Origin of the sequence: Methylobacter sp. BlB1 (genome assembly GCF_015476545.1) — a bacterium.
Taxonomy (GTDB): domain Bacteria; phylum Pseudomonadota; class Gammaproteobacteria; order Methylococcales; family Methylomonadaceae; genus Methylobacter.
On record NZ_JADMKV010000001.1, the window covers coordinates 135,374 to 152,571 of the forward strand.

General features: G+C 49.7%; 17 protein-coding genes and 1 other RNA gene. 13 read left to right on the forward strand and 5 right to left on the reverse strand.

Features of this window, described 5'->3' with window-relative positions; translation table 11 throughout:
• Positions 1–5 precede the first annotated feature (5 nt).
• Positions 6–485, forward strand: a complete 480-nt coding sequence (lspA, locus tag IT781_RS00615) for a signal peptidase II (RefSeq protein ID WP_194968186.1) — start codon at positions 6–8, stop codon at positions 483–485.
• Positions 486–500: 15 nt separating this feature from the next.
• Here lspA and ampD read toward each other — a convergent pair whose 3' ends face one another.
• A complete protein-coding gene (gene ampD / locus IT781_RS00620; protein WP_194968187.1) occupies positions 501–1,046 on the reverse strand; it encodes a 1,6-anhydro-N-acetylmuramyl-L-alanine amidase AmpD in 546 nt (181 codons plus the stop codon).
• Between the two features lie 130 nt (positions 1,047–1,176).
• Between ampD and IT781_RS00625 the strand changes: the two genes are divergently transcribed.
• From IT781_RS00625 to IT781_RS00635, 3 genes are read left to right on the forward strand one after another with little or no spacing between them, the layout of a single operon-like run.
• Positions 1,177–3,255 (forward strand): DUF1631 family protein, encoded by a 2,079-nt coding sequence (locus tag IT781_RS00625; protein WP_194968188.1) that lies wholly within the window; start codon positions 1,177–1,179, stop codon positions 3,253–3,255.
• On the forward strand, positions 3,252–4,091 hold the full coding sequence (gene nadC / locus IT781_RS00630) for a carboxylating nicotinate-nucleotide diphosphorylase (RefSeq protein ID WP_194968189.1): 840 nt from the start codon (positions 3,252–3,254) through the stop codon (positions 4,089–4,091). Before IT781_RS00625 ends, nadC begins: the two co-directional genes overlap by 4 nt.
• Positions 4,084–4,578 carry a flavin reductase family protein gene (locus IT781_RS00635; RefSeq protein ID WP_194968190.1) on the forward strand — a complete coding sequence of 165 codons (495 nt, stop codon included), beginning with the start codon at positions 4,084–4,086 and terminating at the stop codon, positions 4,576–4,578. The genes nadC and IT781_RS00635 overlap by 8 nt, the downstream gene beginning before the upstream one ends.
• 91 nt (positions 4,579–4,669) lie before the next feature.
• Here the strand turns inward: IT781_RS00635 and IT781_RS00640 are convergent, their stop codons facing one another.
• The 4 genes from IT781_RS00640 to IT781_RS00655 are packed head-to-tail and all read right to left on the reverse strand — an operon-like array spanning position 4,670 to position 7,998.
• Complete coding sequence (locus IT781_RS00640; protein WP_194968191.1) at positions 4,670–5,230, reverse strand: BON domain-containing protein; 561 nt, start codon at positions 5,228–5,230, stop codon at positions 4,670–4,672.
• A gap of 3 nt (positions 5,231–5,233) precedes the next feature.
• On the reverse strand, positions 5,234–5,821 hold the full coding sequence (locus tag IT781_RS00645) for a phosphoheptose isomerase (RefSeq protein ID WP_194968192.1): 588 nt from the start codon (positions 5,819–5,821) through the stop codon (positions 5,234–5,236).
• A 13-nt stretch (positions 5,822–5,834) separates the two neighbouring features.
• Entirely contained in the window at positions 5,835–6,197 is a 363-nt protein-coding gene (locus IT781_RS00650; protein ID WP_194968193.1) for a YraN family protein, read from the reverse strand.
• Complete coding sequence (locus IT781_RS00655) at positions 6,187–7,998, reverse strand: penicillin-binding protein activator (RefSeq protein ID WP_194968194.1); 1,812 nt, start codon at positions 7,996–7,998, stop codon at positions 6,187–6,189. The genes IT781_RS00650 and IT781_RS00655 overlap by 11 nt, the downstream gene beginning before the upstream one ends.
• A gap of 106 nt (positions 7,999–8,104) precedes the next feature.
• Between IT781_RS00655 and rsmI the strand changes: the two genes are divergently transcribed.
• The 9 genes from rsmI (at position 8,105) to mraY (ending at position 17,194) form a co-directional block, all read left to right on the forward strand.
• A complete protein-coding gene (gene rsmI / locus IT781_RS00660) occupies positions 8,105–8,950 on the forward strand; it encodes a 16S rRNA (cytidine(1402)-2'-O)-methyltransferase (RefSeq protein WP_194968195.1) in 846 nt (281 codons plus the stop codon).
• A 153-nt stretch (positions 8,951–9,103) separates the two neighbouring features.
• An RNA gene (gene rnpB / locus IT781_RS00665) (RNase P RNA component class A) lies at positions 9,104–9,452 on the forward strand.
• 378 nt (positions 9,453–9,830) lie between these two features.
• The gene (mraZ, locus tag IT781_RS00670; RefSeq protein WP_194968196.1) at positions 9,831–10,298 is read left to right on the forward strand and encodes a division/cell wall cluster transcriptional repressor MraZ; all 468 of its coding nucleotides are present in this window, start codon (positions 9,831–9,833) and stop codon (positions 10,296–10,298) included.
• A 16-nt stretch (positions 10,299–10,314) separates the two neighbouring features.
• Complete coding sequence (gene rsmH / locus IT781_RS00675; protein ID WP_194968197.1) at positions 10,315–11,241, forward strand: 16S rRNA (cytosine(1402)-N(4))-methyltransferase RsmH; 927 nt, start codon at positions 10,315–10,317, stop codon at positions 11,239–11,241.
• Between the two features lie 24 nt (positions 11,242–11,265).
• Positions 11,266–11,514, forward strand: coding sequence for a cell division protein FtsL (ftsL, locus tag IT781_RS00680; protein WP_194968198.1), 249 nt, complete (start codon positions 11,266–11,268; stop codon positions 11,512–11,514).
• Positions 11,515–13,242, forward strand: coding sequence for a penicillin-binding protein 2 (locus IT781_RS00685; protein ID WP_194968199.1), 1,728 nt, complete (start codon positions 11,515–11,517; stop codon positions 13,240–13,242).
• A gap of 2 nt (positions 13,243–13,244) precedes the next feature.
• Positions 13,245–14,714: a UDP-N-acetylmuramoyl-L-alanyl-D-glutamate--2,6-diaminopimelate ligase gene (locus IT781_RS00690; protein WP_194968305.1), complete on the forward strand. Its 1,470-nt coding sequence runs from the start codon at positions 13,245–13,247 to the stop codon at positions 14,712–14,714.
• Positions 14,714–16,108 (forward strand): UDP-N-acetylmuramoyl-tripeptide--D-alanyl-D-alanine ligase, encoded by a 1,395-nt coding sequence (murF, locus tag IT781_RS00695; RefSeq protein WP_194968306.1) that lies wholly within the window; start codon positions 14,714–14,716, stop codon positions 16,106–16,108. Before IT781_RS00690 ends, murF begins: the two co-directional genes overlap by 1 nt.
• A gap of 3 nt (positions 16,109–16,111) precedes the next feature.
• The gene (gene mraY / locus IT781_RS00700) at positions 16,112–17,194 is read left to right on the forward strand and encodes a phospho-N-acetylmuramoyl-pentapeptide-transferase (protein ID WP_194968200.1); all 1,083 of its coding nucleotides are present in this window, start codon (positions 16,112–16,114) and stop codon (positions 17,192–17,194) included.
• The last annotated feature ends 4 nt before the right edge of the window (positions 17,195–17,198 follow it).

Sequence of the window (17,198 nt, forward strand, 5' to 3'; positions counted from 1 at the left end):
GTACTATGTTGAAATGGTTATGGTTGTCATTATTGGCAATAGCTCTGGATCAGGGCAGTAAGCTCATCATCGATAGTTCGATGCAGCTTTACGAGTCTATCCCGGTCATGCCGTATTTTAATCTGACTTATCTGCATAACCCCGGAGCGGCTTTCAGCTTCCTGAGCGAAGCGGGCGGCTGGCAGCGCTGGTTTTTTGCAGGGTTAGCCATTGTGATCAGTGTAGGCATTACTGTCTGGCTGGCCAGATTGAAAAAACATGAGACCTTGCTGGCTGCCGCGCTGGCGCTGGTTCTGGGTGGTGCGATCGGTAACTTAATTGACCGGTTGTTGTATGGTTATGTTATCGATTTTCTCGATGTGTATTATGATTCTTGGCACTGGCCGGCCTTTAATATCGCCGATTCGGCCATTACGCTGGGCGTGGTTCTGATGCTTGCCGAATCATTTGGCATTGGGCAGTCCAAGCATGCTGAACAGGCATAGATCGCCGCCGGGCTATTAGGTATTCAATAAACTGAACAGTTTTTGCCAATCAAACGATGCGCCCGGATCGGTTTTTCGTTCGGGCGCAATATCGCTATGTCCTGTAATGCGATCTGTCGATAGCTGCGGATAGGTCTCAAGCAGCAGGCGAATCACTGCCGCCAGTTGCAGGTATTGTGCGTCTGTGTACTCGATCAGCTCGGTGCCTTCAAGTTCTATGCCGATGGAGAAATCATTACACCTCTCCCGGCCTTCATAAACCGATTTCCCGGCATGCCAGGCGCGCTTGTCAAAAGGTACATACTGCACGATTTCTCCCGTCCGCCTGATCAATAGATGTGAGGATACCGTCAGCTGATAGATGTCTCTGAAATAGGGATGCTTGTCCGGGTCGAGCTGATTGCAGAAGAGCTGGTCAATATAAGGCGTGCCGAATTCGCTCGGCGGCAGACTGATGCAGTGTATGACTAGTAAGGAAATATCCGTAGCATCGGTTCTTGCGTCAAAGTTTGGCGAAAGGAGACGGGTAATGTCAGTCAGCCAATGACTATCTATTTTCATGAAATTTATAGGGGAAAAAACGGAAATAGAGCACAGAATTCACGATAAAAATGCGTATTATCTGTCAAAATAATAATTTAGGTATAGTCTTGGTTTGGCAAAGACTGATCATTTATTTTGCGGAAGAAACATGGCTATGAACATACGGCAATACACAGACATTAGCAAAAGCACATCGAATGATGCCGAAATTCTAGCTAAATTCAGATCGATTTTTTATCAATACATCGAGCCATTGGTGGATGATTGCTGTATGCGGATTGATTTCGAATTCGGGCTGCAATCAGGAAAAGATCGCGAGAAAACGGATTATAGAAAGCAGTTGGAGCACGTTCAGGCGGTTCGAAGAAAAATAAAGCAAAATTACTTACTTAAGGTGAGCGATGCTTTCCATTTTACCTCTCAAAAGACGGTAAAAAATCCGGATCAGAAAATAAATATGGCCTCTGCCTCGCTGGCTAGCGATGCTATGGTAGAGGAAAGTCATGTAGTTGCTTCCATTATCCGCGACTGCGAGCATTCTTTTCAAGGGCAGTTGCATCAGATGAACAGGCAACTCTCAATCAAGATGGGAAAACAAGTCTTTTCTGACCGTAATAATCCGGCTTCACCGGCAAATCTGGCTCATGCTTTGGCCGAGGTGATTAATCCACTGAAATTAACCACCAAGTTTCGGGTTGCTGTCTATAAATCATTTGAAGATCATGTGTTTAGCCAGCTAGGCTTTATCTACGGCGAATTGACCAGGCGGCTCGATTCAGAGTGTGAAATAGTCTCATACGATGTCAGTGAAATTAGGGAAGCGTCTGAACCTTCTATCGCAAGCAGTGAATCGATAAGCCGAGATTTTCAGATATTACAGAAAAAACTGGATCGGTGGCGTTCAATGTACACCCCGTCAGCTTATGATTTAATTCCGAAATCCGAAAGTGCAGCCACCTATGAGCATTTTGAAATAATACACGCGCTGGAAATTCTTGGTCAGCTTTATGCTTTCGAGGATGCTGATCGGGAGATCGGAAGCCCGCTGAAATGGCGAGTCATTAAAAAGCTTGAAGAGCTAAATTTCAGCGGTGATATCAAGGCATTGGCCAAATGCGATGAAGATATTCTGGATTTAGCGGCTTTGATTTTTGGAGAAATTAACAGTGACGATACGCTGACAAGCACTGTAAAGTCCGCCTTGCTCCAGTTGGAAATACCTTGGGCTGCGGTTGCATTGGGACAATACAGCGTCTTTACCGGTATAGAGAATCCTGTCAGGCGCTTATTGAATGATTTGTTTGCTGCCGGGCAATTTTTAAATCCGGCTGATCATAGTGACCGCCTGATTTACGAGCGCATTGTCGACGTCATAAAGCTTATAACCAGAGAAAATGGATCTGGGCATGTTCATTGGGCAAATGAGGCAAGCGATTTTGGGCGTTATCTGGAAAAACAAAAGCAGCGGGTTCAGATTCTTGAAGATCGCTCCAGACAGTTAATGCAAAATAAAGAATCGCTGGAGCTGAGCAAAAAAGTCGTAGCCAAGACTATTGATGACAGCATACAGGGAAAGGAATTGCCGGCAGTCATAGCCGACTTTCTGCATGATGTCTGGCAACATGTTTTGCTGGTCGATCACGTGCGTAGAAATGAAGAGCCGGAACTTTGGATAAAATCGGTACGGGCCATGGAAGAGTTGGTGGTCAGCGTATTGCCTCCGAGAGATGATGATGAAAAAAAACGGATATTAAAATTTTTGCCCGGCATGATCAAAGAACTGAGATACGGACTGGATCGAATTTCATACGATAAAAACGCACAGTCACGCTTCTTTAAGGATCTTGCGGTACGGCATATCATCCTGATGGATAGTAAAGATAAAAAAAGAGAGCTGGGTAGTGTTGTTAAAGCCAGTCCGGTTGTGGAACAGGGCGCGAGCATCAAGCCTGAAGTCATCGTGGATGAGTGGAGCGAGCAGGTAAAAGATATACTTGAAAACAGCTGGGCAGCTTTCGGTTCCGAGTTGGAACGGCAATGGGGCAAGCTGATATGGAAAAGTGCGGAAACGGAAAATATGCTGTTTGTCGGCAAAAATGGCGCAAAAATGCTTGAAGTTAAAGTCCATGAATTGGCTGAAAAATTTAGACAAGGGCAGGCGGCTATTGTAACCTTGGATGAGAGATCCATCGTAGAACAAGCGCTTTCCAAATTAGACAGGTTATGACAGAACAATCAAAAATCGCAGAAGTAAAACCTTTTCTTGATGAAGATATCGGTTCGGGCGATATTACAGCGGAAATCATTCCCGAAACAACGCATGCAGAAGCCGAGGTCATTACCCGTGAGGCCATGGTGCTCTGCGGCCGTGCCTGGTTTGATGCGGTATTCAAGGCATTAAATCCCGGCGTCAACATTGATTGGCTAGTGAGTGAAGGCGATAAGGTCGATAAAGACACGCTCCTTTGCAGGCTCAGCGGTCCGGCCAGAAGCCTGTTAACGGGAGAACGTACCGCGTTGAATTTATTGCAGACTTTGTCAGCTACGGCAACAGTCGCCAAGCAATACGCGGAAGCTGTCGCCGGCACCGGCTGTAAAGTGCTGGACACCCGCAAGACCATGCCAGGACTCAGGAATGCACAGAAATACGCGGTTGCCTGTGGCGGCTGCCATAATCATAGAATTGGGCTGTATGACGGCGTATTGATCAAGGAAAATCATATTATGGCGGCAGGCTCCATAGCCAAGGCTGTTCAGAGCGCGCGTGCCAAAACATCGGTTCCTGTCGAAGTGGAAGTTGAATCCATGCAGGAGCTGGAAGAGGCTATCGCGGCCAAGCCCGATCGCATTATGTTGGACAATTTTACCCTCGAAGACATGCGGGCAGCGGTAGCGCTGAATGCCGGGGCTATAGAGCTGGAAGCGTCGGGTAATATCGGCCTTGACAATATACGCACGATTGCCGAAACGGGAGTCGATTATATTTCCATCGGCGCGTTGACTAAAAATGTCCGCGCCGTTGACTTGTCGATGCGCATTAAACTGGTAGCCGGCAATGATTGAAGATCCTGACAAGCTGTTCAAGCAAATCAGTCATGGCATCTATGTCATAGGCGTCAGTGACGGAATACATCAAAACGCCTTTACGGCGGCTTGGGTTATGCAGGTTTCTTTTGATCCGCTGCTGCTGGCGTTGAGCATTAATCCCCAGCATTATTCCTATAAGCTGCTGCAGGCGGGCGGCATCTGTACCGTCAATGTTCTGGGGCAGGATCAGCAGGCCATTGCCGAGCATTTCGGCCGCTCCGGCCTCAAAGACAAGATGGCCGGTTATCAGTGGCTGACAGGCAAAACCGGAGCGCCGATATTATCCGAAAGCCTTGCTTATTTTGACTGCGAAGTCAGTCATTATACTGAGGCGGGCGATCACAAAATCGCGGTCTGCAGAGTCGTTGGCGGAGCGGCGCTGAATCAAGGCCAGCCGCTGTTATATGTCCAGACCGGCGATATGGACGGCAGCAGCGAGCTTTATGCGGAAAGCGCTGAATAAAAGTTGTAAGGCAGATCAGTGACAGGACTACGCCGAGCGGCTAATTTTGTGGTATTGGTCCAGCGCCGCGTTAAAGCCGATGGCAATCGCCTCAGTCAATATATTCATATTTTGTGACGATTTTTCTGACGCCAGCGGTCTGCCGGGCCGCTTCTGTGGCTGCCGCGCCTTCATTCTTGTGCACCAGCCCCATCAGGTAAACTACACCGTTTTCGGTGACTACTTTGACTTCTGTGCCGTTGAATCCGGGTATCGTATTAATGGAAGCCAGTGCTGCTTTCAAGTTTGCGGTAATTATCGCATCATTAGCGCGTGCTTGCTCTGAACTGGGCTTGGCAAGCAGTACGGCATTGTGTATCTGTTTTATGTTAGGAATGGTTCGGACTATGGCAATGATTTTATTGCGCAAGCCCGCGCTAGGGGCTTCACCCGTAACCAGGGCTATGCCATTGTAAGCTGTGACATTTACGTGGCTTTTCTCTTCTATTTCTTCATCGGCTCTTAATGCTTGGGATGCATTGGCTTCTATGGATTGATCCATCAATACGATATCGCCGTGGCGGCGTTCATTGATTGGTTTGCCGGTTGTCGCGCAACCGTTCACGGACAGGCCGATAACGAGCAGCAGAGATAGCAACAGATGATTTTTCATGGATTAGCCGCCGAAGAGTTGATGGTCGATTAAGTCGCACAGGCAGTGTGTAATCAGCAGGTGTACTTCCTGTATGCGTGCGGTTGAGCTTGACGGCGCGCGAATTTCTATATCAGTTTCATTCAATAACGGTGCAATCATGCCGCCGTCATGGCCGGTTAGGGCAATGACTGAAATATCTTTGTCGTGTGCGGTAGTGATTGCCTTGGATAAATTAGCCGCATCGCTGGCGTCGGTGTATGCGACCAGGATATCGCCGCCTTGTCCGAGCGCCCGGATTTGTTTCGCGAAAATTTCATCAAAATGATAAGCGTTGGCTATGGCCGTAAGGGCAACCGTGTCCGTGGTCAAGGCAATGGCCGGCAATGAGGGGCGTTCACGCTCGAACTGGTTGAGCATGGCCGAGGACAAAAACTGGGCATTGGCCGCCGAGCCGCCATTTCCGCAGGACAATATCTTTTTGTCATTCAGTAAGGCGGCGACCATGCGCTGCGAGGCAAACTCGATAAGCTCGCAGAGGCCGGCCATGGCATCCTGTTTGGTCTGAATGCTGTCGGAGAAATGATTGATGATTCGGTCTTGTAAGCTCATTGAAATTGCAGGGTTAAAAGGCGTTTTGTATCCAATCTATAGTGCCATTGCCGGAAATGGCGATAACATCAAAACGAATAGGCCTGTCTGTCTTATTGGCTGATAAATAATGATGAGTTGCCGCTATTATACGGGATTGTTTCTTTTGTGTAACACTCTCGAGCGCGCTGCCGTATTTATCGGATGTGCGAAATCTGACTTCGATGATCACCAGTGTCTGCTTATCGAGCATGACTAAATCGAGTTCGCCCTGCTTGCAGCGGAAATTGCGGCAAACCGGTTCGAGCCCTTTGGCGAGCAAAAAACGATAGGCCTGCTCTTCGGCGTTTTCACCGCGGATTAAGTGAGTCGCTTTCGCTTTGATTTTATTCAGCATGCTCGTCCATCGGCAACAATGCCTGCGTGGGCTGATTTTCATGCGTGGGAGATATATTGATAGTGTCGATCAGTTCAGGCCGTCCATCCATGAATTTGGCGCAAGCCAGTTCGCGTTTAATGCGCCCGTCAGGCATCAGTGACAAGATTCCGGTGGCTCCGGAGTAGGGGGCGATGTCGAGCTTATCCAGTTGGTCGATCAGGCCATAGGCATCGATACCCATGGCGATCAGGCGCAAATAAGGACTGGTAAATTGTCTCCAGATGTCTTGCAGAGCGCTCATGCTGAGGCCGTCCTGGCTGGAGCCGAGCAGCCAGGGCGTATCGCAAAATGTTATCTTGTTGAGGTCCTGGTCCAGCGCCGGATCGGGCTGGCCACTGTAGACAGCCGGCAACGCGTAAATGGGCAGATTACCGGCTTGATAGTATTGCAATTGCGGATTGATCAGGCGCGCTTCGCCAGTGTAAGCGCTTAGCAGGAGTGTATCGGCATCCTGCCGTTGCCTGGGAGTATAGGTCAATGAGGGCACCAATTGGCTAATTTTATGATAGCGGCCCTCGCTTTCATCGATATTTAGCAGCTTTTTGATGGCTGGGGAAAAGTCGGTGGACTTTGGATTATAGCTTTGCAACTCAAGAATTGAGCCGCCGACTCCCTGCCAGTTTTCTGTGAAAAAATTGGCTATGCGTTTGCCCTGATCGTTTTCCGGAATCAGCAATAAGGCTTTTTGGTGGCCGTCCAGCCAGGCCTTATGGGAAATCTGTTCAACGTCATCCATCGGGCTGAGGCCGAACTGGTAGAGATTGTGTTTCAGCAGTCCCGGAATGTGGTTTAAAGCCAGTACGGGAACGTCAAATGCAACAGAGTCCGCAAGGCTTTGAATGTGTTCTTTATTTAGCGGGCCGACAATGAATTCCGCTCCGTCAGTGACCGCCTGATTATATAAGTCGGCTGGGGTTGACTGTTCAGTATCGTAAAAGCGGACAGTGGGTTTTGAGCCATTGCTGTCCTGGCGAGCGTAGGCGGCCATAAAACCGGCGCGTATGGCCTTGGCGGCTTGAGCGAAAGGGCCTGATTCGGGAAGTAAAACGGCGATCGATAGGGACTGTCTGTCTGCGTTTTCGGCCCTGTTTTTCAGTAAGTAAGAGTTGGCCGGATGTCCTGGAAAAATTTCGCGCCATTTTGCCAATCCGGCATCAAAAGCGGCTGGGTCTTGCTCCTTTAGTTTTAATACGCTGGCCAAGGATAGCCATCCGGCCAGTTCATCCTTTGCCTCATGCGATTGCGCCTGCAAGGCGGGTTCTGGCATTAGGCTTAATGTTTCAAGAATGACTGCATGGTTGTCGTCGCGCTCATCAGGCGGGTTTAATAACTTGCTCAACTCGATTCTGGATCTGACGCTATCCAGCAGGCGGCCGGTTAATGAAAACGCAAAGGCCTGTGATTGAAAATATTTGATTCTATTTTCCGGACTTAGCTGCTGGGCTTGAATTAACTCCAGTCTGCCGAGGGCCTGTTCGGCCTCACCGACATTGAGCGCAATCTGGGCATAAATCAGATTCAGCTGGCCGCGTTGCTGGACAGACAAGGCGGCAGGATCAAGGTCATCGGCGAGTTTTTGCGCTGTATCATGATTGCCGGCTTGAATCAGGGCGTCAATAGCCTGCAGTTGGTGCTGGCTTTGTTCGGGAGACAGTTCGCTGGCAGGTTGCTGGTATAATGGCGGTGCCGGTTCGGTTAGGGGGGCTTGCATGACAGGGGTAGTCTGCCCTTGAGGCTGGACATTATTGTCAGGCAGCATGGCGCAGCCGGAAAAAAGCCATAAGACCGGAAGCGAGACATAGAGTAATAGCGGCTTATACCTTGGCCGTATCTTAAAATCAGAAGTTTTCAAGTGAGAAAGTCCAATGTCAAGTCAATGCGGCAAATTATATGTTGTTGCTACGCCAATAGGTAATTTAGCAGATATTACCTTTAGAGCGGTGGAAATATTAAAACAGGTTGATTTAATTGCCGCGGAAGACACCCGGCACGTCAAAATGCTGTTACAGCATTATGGCGTCAGCAATAAAGTGGTGTCACTGCATCAGCACAATGAGGATACGGCTTCGGCCGGTCTGCTGGAAAAAATGAGACAGGGTCAATCAATCGCGCTGGTTTCAGATGCCGGTACGCCGCTGCTAAGCGATCCGGGTATGCCGTTGGTGCGCATGGTGAAAGACGCGGGGCTGGAAGTGTCGCCGGTGCCGGGCGCTTGCGCATTGATCGCCGCATTGTCGGCGGCAGGACTGCCGGTTACGAAATTTTCTTTCGAAGGCTTTTTGCCCAGAACTTCATCGGCGCGGCAGGCGTTTTTTCATGAAAAACTGATGTGCCCGACCACCTGGGTATTTTATGAGTCCAGCCATCGGATTCTGGCCTCGTTAAAAGACATGGCAGAAGTATTGCCGTTGGATCGTCAGATCGTCATTGCCAGAGAATTGACCAAACTGCATGAAACCATTGTAAAGACTCATTTGGGCAAGGCGTTGGAGTTGGTCGAGAACGACGAAAATATGAGAAAGGGCGAGTTCGTTGTCATTGTCGATGGTGCGGTCGTGGATAAAAAAGAACAGATTATTACCCCAGAGCAGCAGAAACTGCTGGCTGTGTTATTGCGGGAATGCTCTATTAAAACCGCCGTCGCGATGGCTGTGGAAATCACCGGCGTTAGAAAAAAATTGCTATACCAGGCCGCGCTGGATATGCAATAAGTAAAAACGCTTAGTTTATCCGTTAATGGTATTCGTCAAGGTACTGGTTGAATAAGTGTGACAGATTAAGCAATACGTAAAAGCACTTAGGTTATCCGTTAATATCATTCGTCGAGGCAGTCAGTGAACAAGTGTGGTAAACTATGCATTGAAAGAGTCGGCTGAACAGTCGCTGTTTTATCGCAAGATAAAATGGAGGAAAGTCCGGGCTCCATTGGGCAGGGTGCCAGGTAACGCCTGGGGGGCGCGAGCCTACGGAAAGTGCCGCAGAAAATATACCGCCAGCCTTCGTGGCTGGTAAGGGTGAAAAGGTGCGGTAAGAGCGCACCGCGCAACTGGTAACAGGAGCGGCAGGGTAAACCCCACCCGGAGCAAGATCAAATAGAGGAACAGACGCGTGGCCCGCGCGGTTCCTGGGTAGATTGCTTGAGCTGCAAGGTGACTTGCAGCCCAGATGAATGGCTGTTCTAGACAGAACCCGGCTTACAGGCTGACTCTTTCTTTTGTTTAAGCCTCAAATTTTCGAGAGGTTGAATTCATAAACATTTTTGAAGTTGAAGTTGTATGAAAATGTTCGGTAAATATTGCCGCAGTTCCTTCCCATTTCTTCCTGCTATCACCGATAAAGCCTGCCGAGCTTAAGGTGTCTTACGTTTAAAGTATTACTACCATAATATCAATTAACTTTCTGATAAAGCATAAGATTTATTTGAAGGTATTTTATGCGTTTCAACCTGACATTCAAGGTTACGTAAGTCATTGTCAAAAAAGAAAGATTATTAATGAAATCCTCCTTGACTCAAGCTGGTTTGAAAACTATAGTGAATTATAGTGGTGAAAAGTGGAAAAAAATGGTTTTTTTGGGAATTCGAGGTAAATCTTGTTTCGAGGTATCAGCTCAATCACGCTTGATGATAAAGGGCGTCTTGCCATTCCAACACGCTATCGTGAGGAATTGCAGGAGTGCTGCGATCGTCAGATGGTTGTGACAGTTGCCGTGGATGAGCGATGTGTCGGAGAACACGGCTGTTTATGGCTGTATCCACTGCCTGAATGGGAAAAGCTCGAACAAACGATCAGTAAATTGCCTACCTTGAATAAAATGGCCGGCAAGTTAAGACGTTTCGTTATTGGCAATGCTTCCGAGTGCGATATGGACGGGCAAGGGAGGTTGTTGTTGCCGGAAAAACTCAGGACGTATGCGCGCATGGACAAGAAAATTGTTTTAGTTGGCCAGCTTAATAAGTTTGAAATCTGGAACGAAGAGGCATGGACGGCAAAAGAAAATGAATGGCTCAATGGCGATGATGACGAAGGGTTGGAAGATCTAGGGTCATTATCCTTTTAAGACGGGAGATTTGTTAGTGAAACATTTGCCCGTTATGTTTGCGGAAGCTCTGCAACAGTTGGCGATTAAACAAGACGGCATCTATCTGGATTGTACATTCGGTCGAGGCGGCCACAGTCAGGGGATCTTGGAACAATTAGGTCCATCCGGACGCTTGCTGGCTTTTGACCGCGACGCTGATGCGGTTAACTCCGAATATGCAAAGGCCATGCTTCAAGATAAGCGATTTCAGTTGATACATAACTGTTTTTCCGAGCTGGAAAACATAGTCACCAGCGAAAGTCTGGCGGGGCATGTCGACGGGATTCTGATGGATTTGGGTGTGTCATCCCCTCAACTGGACAATCCTGAAAGGGGGTTCAGTTTTCTGCGCGACGGACCCTTGGACATGCGCATGAATGGGAATGCCGGAGTATCGGCAGCGCAATGGCTGGCGACTGTTGATGAGCAGGATCTCGTCAAGGTTTTGTTCGAATATGGCGAGGAACGCTTCGCGCGACGCATAGCCAGGGCTGTCATCGAAAGACGAGCCCAATCGCCTGTGGCAACTACCGGACAATTAGCCGCGCTTATTGAAGAGGCCGTGCCGATCAGAGAAAAGCATAAGCATCCTGCAACGCGTACCTTTCAAGCCATACGCATTGAAATCAACAGGGAATTGGATGAGTTAAAAGACGTCCTGCAGCAATCGGCGCGGGTTCTGAAGCCGGGCGGACGATTGGTAGTGATCTCTTTTCATTCGCTGGAAGACAGAATCGTAAAGCGTTTTATCAGGGACGAGTCCGGAGCTAAATATGATCCCGGCAAGCTGCCTGTCAAGGAAGCCGATATTGATAAAGGCCTTTTTAAAAAAGTAGGCAAGGCGTTAAAAGCCGGTAAGCAGGAGACTGCGCAGAACCCTAGGGCGCGCAGTGCAATCATGCGGGTAGCAGAGAGAATTTAAGTGGCGACGAATCGGATTGTAGGTATGGCGGTTCTGCTGATAATGCTTCTGGTATCGGCGCTGGCGGTGATTTATAGCAAATATTATTCGCGACTGATCTTTATCGAGATTCAGAAACAGGAAAGAGCCTTGGATCAGTATGAAGTGGAATGGGGACAGTTGCAGTTGGAACTGACGACTTTAACGGAACAGAATCGGGTTGAGTTAGTCGCGCGGGAGCAATTGAAATTGGTCATGCCGTTACGGGAAAAGATTATTTACATAAAACCGTAAATGTTAGATTTTCAAGACAACAGGAAAACAAGCGCGCAAACCGGCGATTTCTCCGGCAGAAGAAAGTTCGTCATGGTTTTCATGATGAGTTGTATGGCGGTATTGGTCGGACGAGCGGTTGATCTGCAGGTACTGAATAAACAGTTTCTGAAAGACCAGGGCGATATGAGGCAGGTGGATGACGTATCGGTATCGGCCTATAGAGGCATGATCAAAGATAGAAACGGCGAACCTTTGGCAATCAGTACGCCTGTGCAATCCATATGGGTGAATCCCAAGGAGCTTAAGTTCGCTGCGAAAGATCAAGTCCGGCAAATGGAAAAACTGTTGGGCCTGCCGGATGGCAAAGTAACCGAACTGCTCAAAGAGGATACTACGCGGCAATTCGCGTATATCGCTCGCCGGATCAATCCCGGATTGGCGGATCAGGTAAAAGAGTTAAAACTGACCGGTGTGTATTTCGAGCGCGAATTCAAGCGTTTTTATCCTACGGGCGGCGTTTCGGCGCATTTGGTGGGCTTCACCAATGTGGACGATATCGGGCAGGAAGGGCTTGAAGCAGGGTATGAAAAAGCCTTGAAAGGCACTCCGGGCAGCAAGCGGGTCATCAGGGATGGGCAGCGTCGCATTATTGACGACATTGAAAATATTAAAGAACCGGTTTCGGGAAAAAATCTAGAGTTAAGCATTGATCAGCGCATCCAGTATCTGGCGTATCGGGAATTGCAGCTGGCCGTTGACATGCATAAAGCCAAATCAGGCACCTTAGTGGTATTGGATGCAAAAAACGGAGAAATTCTGGCGGCAGTGAATCAGCCGTCTTTCAATCCGAATACCCGCAAGAATCTAAAAGAAAGCTTATACAGGAACCGGGCAATGACGGATGTCTTCGAGCCGGGTTCGACAGTTAAGCCTTTAGTAGTCGCGGCGGCTTTGGACGGCGGTTACGTCCGCCCCGATGAGGTTTTCGAAACCAACGGCATGTTTCGGGTCGGACGCCATCTGGTCAAGGATGTGCATAATTACGGCACCATGACTTTGACAGACGTGCTGAAGAAGTCCAGCAACGTGGCGGTTAGTCAGATGGCGTTGGAAATGCCGCCGGCCTATTTCTGGGGCCTATATGACAAACTCGGGTTTGGGACGGCGACCGGAGCCGGTTTTCCAGGTGAAGCCAGCGGTAGTCTGCTCGATTATCACAAATGGCATCCTTTTGAGCAGGCGACCTTGTCGTTCGGTTACGGTTTGAATGTAACCGCTGTGCAATTGGCAAGAGCTTATACGGCACTGGCCGACGATGGCATTCTGCATTCGGTCAGTTTATTGAAACGGGATGAAGATGAAGATATGCGGCGCGTGTTCTCAGCCAAGACCGCCAGGCGCGTCAGGGCGATGATGGAAACCGTAGTTACGAAAGACGGCACCGCTTATGAGGCCAGAGTCGATGGCTACAGAGTCGCCGGTAAAACCGGAACGGCAAAAAAAGCCGGGGCCGGAGGCTATGTTGATAAAGCCTATCAGGCTGTTTTTGCTGGCATGGCGCCGGCTAGCGACCCTAGGCTGATTATCGTGGTCATGATTGACGAACCTTCCGCCGGTCAATATTACGGTGGCATAGTTTCCGCTCCGGTGTTTTCCAAAGTCATGGCTGGCGCATTGAGAGTGCTGGGCGTAGCGCCAGACCAGGAAGACACCATGCCGGTGCTGCTGACGCAGAAAGCCTCATGAACATGAAGCTGAAGGATTTATTAGCGGGGCTTTCGCTCGTCGACGATGAATTGACGATTACGGGTTTGGCGCTGGATAGCCGAGCGATAGTCAAGGGCAATGCATTTATTGCCCTGAATGGGTCTGCGCAGCACGGATTGATGCATGTCGCTCAGGCTATTGCAAATGGCGCTTGTGCTGTGATTTTTGACCCGGCCGGGCAGGGTAGGCAATTGGCGGAAGGGGGCGGCGATATTTCAGCCATTCCGGTTGACAATCTGGGATTGCGGTTGGGTGAAATCGCCGCGCGTTTTTACGGTGACCCATCGCAACGGCTCGATGTTATCGGTATTACCGGAACGAATGGAAAAACCTCGTGCAGTCAGTTTTTAAGTCAGCTTATGGATGACTGCGGCATTATCGGGACACTGGGCTGGGGCGAGTGGGGCAGGCTCAATAAAACCCTTAACACGACGCCCGACGCCCTGGCTGTTCAGCACATACTGGCTGAGCTGGCAAAGGCTAAAAAACAAACGGTTGCAATGGAAGTTTCGTCGCACGGTTTGGAGCAGGGCCGCGTTAACGGTGTACGTTTTAAAGGCGCCGTCTTTACCAATATCAGCCGCGATCACCTCGATTATCACGGTTCGATGGAGGCTTATGTCGAGGCCAAGCTGGCATTATTGCACAAGCCGGGACTGGCTTTCGCGGTAGTGAATCTGGACGATGAGTACAGCAAACAAATTATAGCCGCAACGCCTGATTCGGCTGCCGTATGGGGATTTAGCGCCAAAGGGAAAACAGAAGGCCGCGGCGAAAACGTGAATGCAGAACACATCCTGCATCAAGCCGGCGGCATCGAGTTTGACGTGCGTTGGCGGCACGAGCAGCGGCGCGTCAAGGTGCCGTTATACGGCGATTTCAATGTAGAGAACGTTCTGGCCGTGTTGACCGTCATGCTGGCGATGGGGCTTACATTGACAGATGCTGCTGACAGGTTGAAGCGCCTCGAGCCGGTGGCCGGGCGCATGGAGCGCTTGGGCGGAGAGGATGCCCCTCTGATTTTTGTCGATTATGCCCATACGCCGGATGCGCTGGACAAGGTGTTATCCAGCGTCAGGAAGCATTGCAAAGAGGCTTTATGGGTGGTTTTCGGTTGCGGCGGCAACAGAGATATCGGCAAGCGTCCGCAAATGGGAGCCTACGCAGAACATCGGGCAGACTATGTGATTGTTACGGATGACAATCCGCGTTATGAAAATGGACTCGATATAGTAAATGACATATTGGCTGGTTGCAGTTCAGGTAAGGTTGAAGTGATCCAAAACAGAGAACAGGCGATACAAAAAGCGATAGCTAGTGCGGGCGCAAACGATTGTATCGTGATTGCCGGTAAAGGCCATGAGCAGTATCAGGAGATCAATGGTGTAAAAATACCGTTCAGCGACAATCAAGCGGTGATTGACGCATTAAAAGCGAGAGCGGCGCAATGATGGCGATGAGATTAAGCGATATTGCCCGCTGTGTGCACGGACAACTCGTCGGGCAGGACACAGCCATCTCATCGGTCAGTATCGATACCAGAGCCATCAAGCTCGGACAGCTCTATGTGGCAATCAAGGGACACAACTTCGACGGCAATGATTTCGTCGATCTGGCCGAGCAGGCCGGAGCCGCCGCGGCCATTGTGAATAAAGGAGTCGCGCCGACAATGTCTCATATAGTCGTCGATGATACACGTCTGGCATTGGCTGAACTGGCCGGCGCCTGGCGCCGGAAGGCATCAGTTTCGGTAGTCGGCCTGACCGGCAGCAATGGCAAAACGACGGTCAAGGAAATGGTGGCAGCCATATTGGGCGTCAATGATCCGGTATTGTTTACTCAGGGCAACCTGAACAATGAAATCGGGGTGCCTTTGACTTTGCTTCGGCTCGAAGAACGGCATCGCTATGCCGTGGTCGAGATGGGGGCAAACCATCCCGGAGAAATTGCCTATACCAGCACCCATGCCCAAGCCGATGTCGTGATCATCACGAATGTAGGTGCGGCACATATAGAAGGTTTCGGCAGTCTGGACGGTGTCGCGCGGGCGAAGGGCGAAATTATCCAGACGCTTAAAAATGACGGCATTGCCGTGTTGAATCACGATGATGCCTATTTCGACTATTGGAAAGCCATAGCCGGAGCCAGAAAAACCGTGTCATTCGGTTTAAATGACGGAGCCGACGTGACTGCCCGGGCAATCAGGACGGAAATCCGCACTAATGAGAGTTCCGATTCGAGTGGTACAGCTTCTGCCGAGTTTATAACCGGTTTTGAGTTAGTCACGGCTCAGGGTTCTCTGAATGTGAACTTGAAACTGGCAGGACGGCACAATGTCCTTAATGCGCTTGCGGCGGCGGCGGCCTGTCTGGCTTTAGGCGTAGGCCTGCAACAGATCAAGCAGGGGCTGGAAGGCGTAAAACCGGTGACGGGCCGTTTACAGCCGCTGATGGGCCGGCAGCGCAACATCATCATCGATGATACCTATAATGCGAATTTTGCCTCACTGAAGGCGGGACTGGAGGTGCTGAAAGGCATGCCAGGCGAACCCTGGGTTGTCCTGGGGGCTTTTGGCGAATTGGGGCCGGAGAGCAAAAAAATACATGAAGAAATGGGCGAACTGCTTAAAGCCAGTGGAGTCGTGCGTCTGTTGGCTACAGGTGCCGATACCCGAAATACTGTGCGGCTTTTTGGCCCGGGAGCTACTTTTTTTGAGACCCAGAATGAGCTGATCGATGCATTAAAACAAGAACTTAAAGGCAACGAATCGGTTTTGATCAAAGGGTCGAGAGCGCAGCGCATGGAAAATGTAGCTGCAGCTCTGGTTGAAAATTTCAGGATTTAGAAGATGTTAGTTTATTTGGCAGATTATTTAATGACATTCGAAGGCGGCTTTCGGGTTTTTCATTACCTGACATTTCGCGCCATTCTCGGAGCATTAACTGCGCTGATGATTTCCTTCATCGTCGGGCCGGTGATGATCAGAAAACTAAGCCGCAACAAGATCGGGCAGAGTGTTCGTGAATGCGGTCCGCAAACGCACTATGAAAAATCGGGCACTCCTACCATGGGCGGAACCCTGATTTTGGTGGCGATTGCCATCAGTACTTTGCTGTGGGCCGATCTCGGCAATCGCTATATCTGGGTCATCATGCTGGTCACCATGGGCTACGGCGTTATCGGATTCGTCGATGACTATCGGAAAGTGGTTCGCCGCAACAGTGACGGCTTATCGGCTAAAGCTAAGTATTTCTGGCAGTCCGCCATCGGGCTGGTGGCCGCAGTTTTTCTGTACAAAACAGCCGTGCTGCCGGCGGAAACGCAATTCATCGTGCCTTTTTTCAAGAGCGTCATGCTCGATATGGGCTGGATGTATGTGGTGTTGGCCTATTTCGTCATTGTCGGCAGCAGCAATGCCGTTAACTTAACCGACGGTCTGGATGGATTGGCCATTATGCCGACCGTCATGGTGGCTTCCGGGCTGGGAATTTTTGCCTATCTGTCCGGGCATGTGACGTTTGCCGAATATCTGGCGATTCCTTATTTGCCTAATGCCGGGGAATTGATTGTATTTTGCGCCGCTTTGGTGGGCGCCGGATTGGGTTTTTTGTGGTTTAACGCTTATCCCGCGATGGTGTTTATGGGCGATGTAGGCGCGCTGGCGCTGGGCGGAGCTTTAGGCGTATTGGCAATACTTGTTAGACAAGAAGTTGTGCTGATGATTATGGGCGGTGTTTTCGTCATGGAAACGGTATCCGTGATTATCCAGGTTGCCTCTTTCAAGACGACAGGGAAACGCGTTTTCCGTATGGCACCGATTCATCATCATTTTGAGTTGAAAGGTTGGCCCGAACCTCGGGTTATCGTACGTTTCTGGATCATCACCGTGATCTTGGTGCTGATCGGTCTGGCAACTTTGAAATTGAGATAAAGAA